Origin of the sequence: Halorientalis persicus, from assembly GCF_900110215.1 — an archaeon.
Classification (GTDB): domain Archaea; phylum Halobacteriota; class Halobacteria; order Halobacteriales; family Haloarculaceae; genus Halorientalis; species Halorientalis persica.
The window spans coordinates 1-9,611 of record NZ_FOCX01000064.1; the positions used below are offsets into that span (position 1 = coordinate 1).

The following is a 9,611-nucleotide window of genomic DNA, read 5'->3' on the forward strand; positions in this document are numbered from 1 at the left end:
CCTAGTCCCGACCAGAATCCGTGAGTATCGATCCGGGTGAACGGCGTCACTTGGAACTTAGACCCATATGGAGCAATGTTTCCACGGACGGACGTTGAGAGCCCGTCGTCAACAGAGATGGTGCCTGTTTCGTTTACTATCTTGTATGAAGTGTTTCCGACTAATCCGACCTGCTGTGAGATGATGCGGTCCCCATTGATAGTAACGCGTTCGGACTCACTGCTATTGATGATACGAGTGGTGGTTGTGTCTCTGTTAACAGGCGAGAGGGTGACGGTAACGTCATCTGCGTTTTGCGGCTGTAGGAGATCAATTGTGCCTTCAATCGCTTTCCCTTCACCAGTACCAGTGATGGACTGCGCGATTGGGAGTCTGATTGCCAGATCGTTGTTGGCGATGGTGCCTTGGTTGTTTGTTGCGTAATTGATGTCTGCTTCGCGTGGATTTGTAACGGCAACGTCTCCGTTGGATGTGACGTCGATGGTAATTGGTGGCGAAACGGCGACACCACTATCTTCAGGAGGTTCAACCCAGAGTGTTGCTTCCCCCGGAGTGATTTCGCCAAAGGAGTACTGCCCATCTGAGTTTGTACTGGCTGTGAAGACGCTATTACTCCCAGATGGACTGATTTTGACAGTTGCGCCGGTCACTGGCTGAAGTGTATCGCTCCGGTCAACAACGCCACTCAGGGTTGTGTCGACAGTCCCGGTGTTATCTCCTCCACCCGTGTTACCCCCATCTTCGGGAGGCTGCCACGGATCATCTCCATCTCCAGGGTTAACTGGCGTTGGCTCTGTCGGTTGGGTTGGTGTGTCTGGCCCAGGCTGATCTGGGATTTCAGGAGCCGGCATTGGTGTCGGCGTGCTAATTTCTGGTGGTTCGGGGACCTGTTCGCTGGGATCGGGCGTGGTCGTCTCAGTAACGGTATTGATTGGGTCGTCCGGGGGCGTGCCCTCGATCGGCGTTGGCGATGACGGATTTTCTGGAGGCGAGTCGGCTGGTGGCGTCAGTTCGTTTGGTGGCGTTCCAGAACCGGGCTGGTCACCTGGGGAGTCGCTGGGTTGGTCGCTAGGAGAGTCTCCGGGCTGGTCACCGGGCTGATCACTGGGCTGATCAGATGGAGTCTCTTCGTTACCTCGCTCAGGCGGCTGATTCCACCATGGTTCGTCACGAGTTTCAGTGGGCGAATCTGGGCTGGTGTTGGGGTTTGACTGCTTTGGAGTCCCTGTGCTATCGGTTGGCGGCGACTGTTCTGTGCCACTTTCGGGCGGTGAGCTGGGGCCGCTACCCTCTCCATTGTCTGCTGTTCCCCCACTCCCGCTGTTGTCAGTGTTTTCCTCACCGCCAGAGTAGTCGTCGTCAGGTGAATAGTCGGGCCAGTCACCGTAGTCATCCCATGGGTTCACGCCGTCCGAATTGTTATTGGAGTTTCTACCCGGACCATTTTGGAAGTAGGGCGCGATCTCTTCTTCGATTGCTGATTCTGAGGGAGTCTGGAAGTCCCCACAATCGCGGTCGTCCCGTGACTGCCATGCGAGAATCGCTCGTTCTGCACGCTCGGTGTCTATGAATGTGTATGGCTCCAGCTGGACCTCACCACTGGAATCGAGGAAAACGACGCGGCTGGGAGTCTGTGTTGCGACAATATGCGAATCGTTGTGTTCGTATTGTCGCCAGGGTGTTGAGCTATTGAATTGCCCGCAGGCTTGTGTGCGTGTCCGACTATCTGGCCGGACTGCGTTCCCTTGATCGGCGTTGGCTCGCCATGCTAGGATGGCCTGACGTGCTGCCTCTGTCGTATTGAAGAAATATGGGGCCCCTTCGACAACTCCTTCTGGATGGAGGTAGACCGTCTCTCCGTCAACAGCCCCGGACACGACATATTGGCCTTTGTATTCGTAAATCGTCCAATTGCCCGCTTCGAGATAGACAGTCATGTTCCCGGGTTGTTCACTAACATTTGCGAGGTCAGGAGATCCGTCAGCAGAGGCGACTCCAGAGGACCCACCGGGTAACCCAATCAATGCGACAATGAGAGCGCCGAAAACGAGAACTCCACAGGCAGCGAAGATGGTTGTCCGGGCGTCAATATCTCCACCAACTTTCTTGAATATCTCATCAACCGAGAAGGGATCTGGCGTCTGAGCCTCGATCGCATCGCTTGGAATTGCGTTATCCCCGGCACCAGCGTAATACTCACACTCTTCATTCGAACACCCAGTCGCACTGAGGAGTTTCTCTCTATCGTCTTCAAAGTGGACTGCCCGCTCTTCAAGCTCAACCAATCCTTGAGTATGGCAGCCAGGACAGACCATCTCGCTCCGGTCTTTCGTTGAAATGTCGTTTAGCTCTCGTGTCATGTATGAGAGGGGTATCCCAGGTGGTGTGGGATGGGGCGTTAGTGAACCGAAGCTAATGCTCCAATAAAAAACATCGGTTCAAGTATCAAAATCGAGGATTATGTCTTCTACAACAGGGTTTTTTTCACAAAATAACCCGTGGCCATAGGGGGAATAGCGCACCCTGTGATTATCATATAATATAATGCGTCTGGATATACTGTTGTTTTTAGCCATAATATTAGGTACTGAATCTGTGCTAAACTCGCGCGCGTCTATGCCAGTTGCCCTATAGAATGGACGATTGTTGTCATGACATATTATTTTCACAGGCTATACCAACTACTGTGTGGCGCATTGGAGAGTACCTACGGAGAATGCAGCAGAAACCGCCACGTTTCAGGTCGGTGAGAGTGGCAAATCGACGAAGAAGCAACCGACCGCGGCTTGCTCTCGGGGCGGATCACCGGGAAGTGGACTGAGAGGGGGCGAACTCAGTGTCAGAGAATTTTGCGACGGCGGAGACACCCGAAATTGCACCTAGATCGCCGATGTGGTATCGCAGGTGCCATCCATCGAAACTACCTTGGATCGAGGTAACACGGGAATGCCATTCGTCAGTGGCCATGAGTTTCCGAAGTGGTTCCGCGATCTGGTTTGGGGTGACATATTGTATTCCTCCTTGCTCGTTGTTAGCAGTCGCGCGAAATTTGAAATCGGCCTGTCTATATGCAGAGTTCTTGTCGCGTGTCCTGGCGGCATCCTGATGAGCTGTGAGATAGAGTTTCGGCCGGATAACGAATGTTGCATACTCGGGTGGCATTGATGGGGGCCGCTCAACGAGAATACCCTGCTGGAAGCCGTCGTTGCGGACCTTTTGTTCAAACTCCCGGTGATCAAGGCCGAATACATCGATCAGTTCTGGAGCATTGATTTGTGGATTCTGGATATACTCCGGCACAGTTCCCTCGCGGAGAGTGGATCGGTATCCGTTTAGAGGGTCTTTGATGTCAGCGTCAAACCATTCAAAGGGGACACCACTGGTGTCTTTGACGGAGTCTGCTTGGTTGGTCATGGCGAAATTGCGGCTTCTTCAGGGACCTGTGTGAGGTTGTAGGAGATCGCCGTTTCTGGGATGGGCGTCTCTGGTTTGGTATGAGTTGTACTACAGTTTGGGCAGCTGGTGGTGACATTGGTTTTTAGTGGGCTCCCGCACCGTGTGAACTCAACAGACGGCGGACAAAACGCCGACCCGCAGTTGGCACAGTGAACCGACGGGTCCTCGATCTGCTGCACAAGCTCATAGAGACATCTGCCTGCCACCTTTTTGCGAGTGAAACCCTCGACTTCTTTTATTGGATACCCCTTCACAGTGAGTGCGACGTGGTACTCCCCATCAAATACGTAGACCATCCCGCATGCTGGTTTGTGTGCATGTTCGTACACCCGGTGCGATCTATCACAAGCGACTTTGGACCAATTCTTGACAGGAGGCATATGTTGATACACCTATATTCTAGGCTGTATATGAATGTCACCGCTCCCAGCACATTAAACGGTAGGGAGAGTTCAGCAGCAGGAATCCTGTATGGGCTGATTATCGCCGATATTAAGCGATTATTTCGGCGTTTTGTTCCCTGTTACCACACCTAGCTTAGACAATGCTTCTCGCATATTCATGGTTCACTGATACATACGGCTAATGTTACCACCCCCCAAACTAGCTGAAGATACTTGTCGACAGACGGAAACAGAATGCTCACACCGATGGCTTCACCCGTGGGAGAGTGAGTCACTCCCGAAGGAGCGCCTAGACCGATTCTTCGGTGAAGGTCGTTTCTTTGAGTGCTTCGTGGCAGTCCTCGAACGTGATGTGAGACTTGTCTTTTTGCAGGCCGGCGATCCGGGCTGCGTTGTCTACCATCGTGTTGAGATCGGCGGCGCTGGCGCCGTCAGTATGCTCAGCGAGCCACTCAACGTCTTCATCTGGGACTCGGTGCGGTTTTTCTGCTAAGGTCGTCTCGAGGATCGCTTGTCGACTCTCGTAGTCTGGCATTGAGACTTTGAAATCCTCGTCAATACGGCCATTGCGCTTGATCGCGTCGTCGATCTTCTCGCGGTTGTTGGTTGACCCGATGAACACGACGTGGTCGTGGAGGTCTGAGAGACGTGCGAGGAACTCGTTGACGACCTTATCATCTTCGGCGTGTTGGTTCTGGTTGGAACTACCACCACGGGCGGGAACGACCGCGTCCAGTTCGTCCATGAAGATCAAGCAGCCCCCGAACTGTTCGGCGATGAATTCGGCTTCATCGAAGAGTTGTGACACCCTCTCTGAGGATTCATTTACGAGCTTGCTTGTCACATCGGATCCACTAGCGATGAGATATGGATAGCCTGTTTCTGTTGCGAGAGCTTTTGCGAAGTGGGTTTTGCCGGTCCCTGGCGGGCCATAGAGCAGCACATTGGGCACGCCAAGTTCAAAGTGATCTGCCTTCTCTCGCTTTGTCGTGAATGGCTTGATGATAATGTCAGAGGTCTTGTCTTTGAGGTCTTGCATACCGCCAACGTCACTGAACGATACTTCACCACCGATGCGCCAATCAAACTCCGATTTTTCTGCAATCTCGTCGAACGTGACATCCGGATCATCGTCACGTTCATCAGGATCTGTCCCTGGATTCCGCGGTTCGTGAGGCTCGTGAGTGTCCGCTTTCGAGTTTGACTTGGATGTGGAAGGTCGCTGGTTGCCCCCATCATCAGCTGCTTCCAGGGATGTGTTGGAAGGCGCTGAGGACTCGCTTGAACTCGACTGCTGTGCAGGCTTGTTTCCGGTTTCGGGGCTGTTCTGCTGCTGATCTCCAGTGGATTCCTCCCCCGACCGTGTGTTCGTGGAAGGGCTGTTGGAGGACGCTTGTTTCTGCAATTCTTTGCCCCGAGTGTCTGATCGGGAGCGACTGCTGGCTGTCTGGGACTGTTGTCTCGTCTGACTCTGTCGTGTACTGTGGCTGTCTCCCTTGAGAGTGGTGTCGACGATTTCGGCGTTCTGGTTCTGCTCGAGGAACGTCTTGAGCTTGCGTTCCTTGACTTTCAGTTCGTGTACGTCGGGTGACTCGGCGTCGTCTTCAACCACCACGACCTCGTCCATGTCCGTGTGTGCAGCCTCGAACTTCGGATCGAATGAAGTCATCTTCGGACGCTTTTGACGGACTGAGACGACGTCTGGGTGGTCGAAATCCTTCCGGTAGGTGTTAATCGTCTCGCGAGTTGTCGTGTACCCATCAGGGTCCCGAACCGGGAGTCGGCCGGTAACGGCGGCGAGGAGGGGCCAGCTAACCCCTGCACTGTATAGTGCCATCGCAACCTCTCGGGAGAGCCAGAGTGACCCGATAGCGGCGACGGCCCCGCCAGCGACCGCACTTTGGGCAGGACTACCGGCCCCGGCTGCCGATAGCGCCGGCAGGTACTGCTCGCTCATCGGAATGAATCGCGGTCCTATCTGGGCCATCGTGATCACAGACCCGAGGATCAAGAGTGATGCCGCCATATACTCGCGCGCGCATAGCAGTGCCGAGTCCGGGTGAACGACATTGAGTGCAATGCGGGCGATATGAAGCGCGAGAATGAGGGCACCTGTGACGAGAACAACGCCCACAAGCCCACCGCCAAAGCCGATGAACGCACTGAGTGCTGGCAGTCCGGCAGCTGCGTCGACGGGGATCGTGGTCGCGTATTGGCTTAGCGCACCCCAGCCAATGAGAATCCCCACGGTGAGGGCGGCCACCGTCGAGAGGACAGTTCGAACGTACGAAAGCGCCGTTGACAAGCGGTCAATTGTCATGGTGAATCAGAGGCCTTGGTGTGTCTGCAATCGGCCCACTAGAATATTCAAATCGTCAGCATAAAAGTGTTCAGTGGGTATTCAGGAATGTCTTGGTGGATTTAATACATACCAAGAGTGTAAACAGCAGTTAGATAGACCAAGAGATGGTTTATTCTAAGGTAAACTGCTGAGTTTATTGAGTGGATTATTAGTTGATTGGATGGTTGATTTTCTGGGTGGTTTGCCGCATGGTTTGCTAAATAGTGGGTCAACTGAGTTGTTGATTATTTCGTCTGTTGGGCAGTTGTATGTCTGACGTAGTTTTTTATCTGCTGGTGGTGTGGTTGGTGGTATGCCACGTACGTACGTATGGTGGTCAGAGAGTGGAGGACCAGGTAAGACAACGAATGCGATGAATTCAGCGGCAGCGATCGGACGAGATGGCTATGACGTGCTAGCGATTGACTTGGACCCGCAGCGGGGGGCGCTCACACATTACGCTGGGTACGGACACTTAGACCACGATTCTGATGATCAGCAGGTCTCACCGACGGTTATGGATGTGTTCTTCGGTGATGTGACCCCAGATGAAATTATCGTCGAAACGCCGTACTTCGATTTAATGCCAGGCCATGAGAGTCTCGCCAACTTCGATTCGAAGCTGGATGAGGCGGGCTTCTATGGGCTGGACCGATTTGGAGTGATCCGTGATGTCATCGAAGACCTTGCCGACGAGTATGATTACTTCCTGGTCGACTGCAATGCGGCACTTGGTGAGTTGGTTGACAATGCAGTATTCGCGGCTCGAAATGTGATGGTCCCGCTCGAGCTGAGTCCGAAAGGACGCGCTTCACAGAAGGGTCTCGAAGCGACGATTGAGGCGATGAGTTCGGGCTTCGAAGGAGTGGGTGTTGATATTGCGATCGCTGGTGTTGTCCCATCCCGTGTTGGGAACGCGAAAATATTTGAAGAGTACCGTGAGGAATTCGAGGAGGACGAGATACCTGTAAGCCCCTTCTCGATCCCGGAGCATAGTCTCCTCCGGTACACATGGGACAACCATATGGATATCTTCCAGTTCTTGGACTCCGAGGAAACGCGGGATCTCCGGAAATATGAAGAACACGTGCCGCTGGCTTTCAAGGTGATTGGACGGTGGATGACAGGAGATTACTCGTACAGTAAGGCAGTTGAGAAGTGGGATGCAGTGAAAGACCAGCGGATGGGTGACGCAGAACCTGAGAAACTACTCGATGAAGACAGCAGTGCAACGGAGGTTGATGCTTAATGGGCGATAGCAAGAAAGACCGGTACAATGTTGATGGGGCTGATGATGGATTGGGTGGCAGTCCATCTGATGAGAGAGAATCAGAAAGTGCAACGTCATCGGCACCGGTACAGACACAACAAGACAACTCCCGATCTTCGGATGAATCGATGAGCGAAACTGAGCCGACAGCAGAGCAAGACATCCCCCACCGTGTCCGGTATGATAGCCCGCAAGAAGACCGGTCAGCACTGACGATCTATGTCAGTGATGAGGATAAGCAACGCCTCCGTGAACTTGTCGACCTTGCCGAATCCGAATTCGACGAAAAAGTGTATGAGACCGACGTGCAGGTTGCCGCTCTTCGGTGCGACTTCAGTGACGATGAGGCATTCCTCGATGAAATGAGAGGGATTGGATACGGATATTTCGACTGAGCGTCCTTGGGCTCATTCTTGGATGCTGTTCCGTGAGCAAATTGGAGTAGCCCAGATCCAATTGTTCCTTTGTGGATGTTGCTCTCGACTAACTCGCACATACTGTTTTTACGCTCGTTGCTGACGGTAGTGTGAATTGCTGATCCAACGGTTTCCAGATCGAACTTCCAAAACAATGAGTCCAGATTGGGATGCAGTTAGCTTCGTGATCAGTTCCCAGTACCGAGTAGCGGTTTTGCGTCGACTTGCTGATGGCCCCGCGACACCGTCACGGATTGCGAGCGACTCCGACAAAGGCATCGCGCATATATCGCGTGCGCTTCAGGCGCTCACGGATCGTGAGCTCACTGAACTGCTGGTGTCGGAGGATCGGCGGAAAGGTCGCGTGTATGGGATCACGGAGACCGGAAGTGAAGTGTGGACAAAGATCGAAAGGGAGGGATTGGCCACTGCAGAGTGAAGGCCAGGAATCAGTCTTCGCTGGCTTCGATTGCTCCACTGGAAGCCGTTGAGGAGGCACTACTTTCTGGGTCGGCGCTACTCTCAGGCTTGGCGTCAGATGCGTCTTCAGATTCTGACTCGTCTGATTCGTCAGCCGAGTCGTAGATCGTGTAGGGCTGTTCGAGGTCGACAACCAGGAACTCGTCGTCGCTATCCCAGACCCCGAGGTAGCGAGCGGTCTGGTCGATGTCGACGTCGTAACTGTGGAACACTCCGTGTCCGCGAATTTCCATCGACTCGTCATCGGGTATCTTGTACGAGTGTCGCGAGTCGGCGGCCGCCTCTTTGAACGCAATCTCCCCGTTTTCCTCGTCAATGAGAATCTGGACGGCAGCTGCATCATCGAAGTAGGCTTCGATCGTTTTCTCTGGCAGCATGATCGAGCCATCTTTCCGAATCGAGACCTTCCGCGAATTCTTCTTTTCGACTACCTCAAATCCCATCGTATGCGAGAATTCGTGACTAGCATCAAAAATTCCGCGGTGAATTTCAGTCTCCATTCTCGGATAAAAACCAGCGCCGCTTCAAACTAGGTAGCGGGATGAATCTCCCACGTTCACTCGGTGGAAGAGGACAACATCCAGATTTTTGCGCGGCCAGCCATCTGGCTGTTAAGATCACCAGCGTCCTCAAGTTTGTTCAAGTGGTAAAGTGCTGTGCGATGGGCACAGCCAACGTGATCAGCGACATCCGCTGTCGTCGGAAGATCAATTTCCGCGACAGCCGAGAGGAATTCCTCTGGCTCGTATGTCGGCGTGAACTTCCCTGATTCATCGTGCTTGTCGTGGGTCACTGAGTTGTTCATTTCTACACCCCGGTTTTTTATTAAGACTGCGCTCCGGCCAACATTACGGATATGTGCAAAGGTAGGTTTTATAATTGGTGCGTGATTACGCAAAGCTGTTGAGACAGAGAAGCCCCTTGGGTTGTTGCGATTGGAGAACGCCCAAGCCCGCCGATATCCGAGCTGGTCTGTCCGGGCCATCAGACATGACAACCGATCAAACACACTCAAGTCGCAGTTTTCAGACAACACTTAACACAGAGGCTTGAGATATGCAGAGCAACCGCTCACGAGGAATGACGGACGCTCCGCTCGTGGGCAGTAGAATCGAACGACGCAGTCGGCCTGTGTCTTGGCAGGCCGGGCCGACCGCGTCGAAAGGTATTGCGACGGCGCGTGAAGCACGCAACCCACAGGCTGTGGCGCGACGGCGCGTGAAGTACGCAACCCACAGGCTGTG

At 53.5% G+C, this 9,611-nt stretch carries 8 protein-coding genes; 3 read left to right on the top strand and 5 right to left on the bottom strand.

The window, feature by feature from the left end:
* The 3 genes from BMX17_RS24010 to BMX17_RS24020 all read right to left on the bottom strand — a co-directional run.
* Positions 1 to 2,360 (bottom strand): carboxypeptidase-like regulatory domain-containing protein (locus BMX17_RS24010; protein ID WP_170845558.1); only part of this gene is annotated, 2,360 nt, incomplete at its 3' end.
* Positions 2,361 to 2,802: 442 nt separating this feature from the next.
* Positions 2,803 to 3,414 (bottom strand): hypothetical protein, encoded by a 612-nt coding sequence (locus BMX17_RS24015; protein WP_092664942.1) that lies wholly within the window; start codon positions 3,412 to 3,414, stop codon positions 2,803 to 2,805.
* Between the two features lie 735 nt (positions 3,415 to 4,149).
* Positions 4,150 to 6,123 carry an AAA family ATPase gene (locus BMX17_RS24020; protein ID WP_170845559.1) on the bottom strand — a complete coding sequence of 658 codons (1,974 nt, stop codon included), beginning with the start codon at positions 6,121 to 6,123 and terminating at the stop codon, positions 4,150 to 4,152.
* Positions 6,124 to 6,514: 391 nt separating this feature from the next.
* Here BMX17_RS24020 and BMX17_RS24025 point away from each other — a divergent pair, with 391 nt between their 5' ends.
* From BMX17_RS24025 to BMX17_RS27170, 3 genes are all read left to right on the top strand, one after another.
* Positions 6,515 to 7,450: a ParA family protein gene (locus tag BMX17_RS24025; RefSeq protein WP_092664948.1), complete on the top strand. Its 936-nt coding sequence runs from the start codon at positions 6,515 to 6,517 to the stop codon at positions 7,448 to 7,450.
* Positions 7,450 to 7,866 carry a DUF7970 domain-containing protein gene (locus BMX17_RS24030; RefSeq protein WP_092664951.1) on the top strand — a complete coding sequence of 139 codons (417 nt, stop codon included), beginning with the start codon at positions 7,450 to 7,452 and terminating at the stop codon, positions 7,864 to 7,866. Before BMX17_RS24025 ends, BMX17_RS24030 begins: the two co-directional genes overlap by 1 nt.
* Before the next feature lie 175 nt (positions 7,867 to 8,041).
* Complete coding sequence (locus BMX17_RS27170; protein ID WP_092664954.1) at positions 8,042 to 8,326, top strand: transcriptional regulator; 285 nt, start codon at positions 8,042 to 8,044, stop codon at positions 8,324 to 8,326.
* A gap of 10 nt (positions 8,327 to 8,336) precedes the next feature.
* On the opposite strand, the gene BMX17_RS24040 is transcribed toward BMX17_RS27170, so the two are convergent.
* Together BMX17_RS24040 and BMX17_RS24045 are read right to left on the bottom strand one after the other, a co-directional pair.
* Positions 8,337 to 8,867 (bottom strand): hypothetical protein, encoded by a 531-nt coding sequence (locus BMX17_RS24040; RefSeq protein WP_139203741.1) that lies wholly within the window; start codon positions 8,865 to 8,867, stop codon positions 8,337 to 8,339.
* A gap of 56 nt (positions 8,868 to 8,923) precedes the next feature.
* Positions 8,924 to 9,160: a helix-turn-helix domain-containing protein gene (locus BMX17_RS24045; RefSeq protein ID WP_139203742.1), complete on the bottom strand. Its 237-nt coding sequence runs from the start codon at positions 9,158 to 9,160 to the stop codon at positions 8,924 to 8,926.
* Positions 9,161 to 9,611: the final 451 nt, after the last annotated feature.